This window comes from Aeromonas sp. 604176, assembly GCF_049170755.1.
Classification (GTDB): domain Bacteria; phylum Pseudomonadota; class Gammaproteobacteria; order Enterobacterales; family Aeromonadaceae; genus Aeromonas; species Aeromonas veronii_A.
Map to the genome: position 1 here is coordinate 1 of NZ_JAAKNE010000277.1, position 1,039 is coordinate 1,039.

Consider the following 1,039-nt stretch of genomic DNA (forward strand, 5'->3'; position numbering starts at 1 on the left):
CCGAAACCGGTGATCACCTCGTCAAAAATCAGCAGGATGCCGTGTTTGGTACAGATCTCCCGCAGCCGCTTGAGATAGCCTTTGGGCGGCATAAGCACGCCGGTACTGCCAGCGATGGGCTCGACGATCACCGCCGCGATATTGCTGGCATCGTGCAGAAAGACGATCTTTTCCAGCTCGTCGGCCAGCGCCACATCCTCCTCAGGCAACCCTTTGGTGAAGGCATTTTTGGCGATGTTGAGGGTATGGGGCAAATGATCCACCCCGGTCAGCAGGGAGCCAAACCACTTGCGATTGCCAGGAATGCCCCCCACCGAGATGCCGCCAAAGCCAACCCCGTGATAACCCCGCTCGCGACCAATCAGCCGTGTGCGGGTGCCCTGACCGCGAGCCCGCTGCCAGGCCAGTGCGATTTTGAGCGCGGTATCGACCGACTCTGAGCCGGAGTTGGTATAGAAGACATGGCCAAAGCCCTGGGGAGCGATCTCCACCAACCGGTTGGCCAGCTCGAACGGCAACGGGTGGCCCATCTGGAAAGTGGGGGCGAAATCGAGGTGGGAAATCTGCTGGGAGACCGCCTCGGCAATCTCGCGCCGACCATGGCCCGCGTTGCAACACCAGAGTCCGGCAGTGCCATCCAGTATCTTGCGGCCATCCTCTGAGTGATAATACATCCCCTCCGCCGACTTCAGGATGCGCGGCGCCGCCTTGAACTGCTGGTTGGCGGTGAACGGCATCCAGAAGGCGGACATGTCGGAGGGGGTATTGATGTCGCTGATCGGTTTCATGGTCACCTCATCCTTAAGGTGTTTAGCAACTATTGGCCATTGCCTATTAAATTAAACACCTGAATCCATAAAAAAGGGCTCATTATCGCCCTGTCTGATGCCACCCCTAGCTAGATTACTCTACAGGGTGGTATAAGATATTTAACACAAATTTAATAATAGTAAACAGTCAAGGAGTGTCTATCGATGGATATCGGTCACCGTCTCAAGGCGGTTCGCACCAAGGCGGCCCTCTCCCAGCGCGAGCTGGC

1 protein-coding gene and 1 pseudogene are annotated in these 1,039 nt (G+C 57.0%); one reads left to right on the top strand and one right to left on the bottom strand.

What is annotated here, in order from left to right; all coding sequences use genetic code 11:
* Positions 1 to 788, bottom strand: a 788-nt coding sequence (locus G5358_RS21320; protein ID WP_421324906.1) for an aminotransferase class III-fold pyridoxal phosphate-dependent enzyme, incomplete at its 3' end; no start/stop codon positions are given.
* 186 nt (positions 789 to 974) lie between these two features.
* On the opposite strand from G5358_RS21320, the pseudogene G5358_RS21325 reads away from it, so the two are divergent.
* A pseudogene (locus G5358_RS21325) lies at positions 975 to 1,039 on the top strand (XRE family transcriptional regulator); the annotation flags it as partial.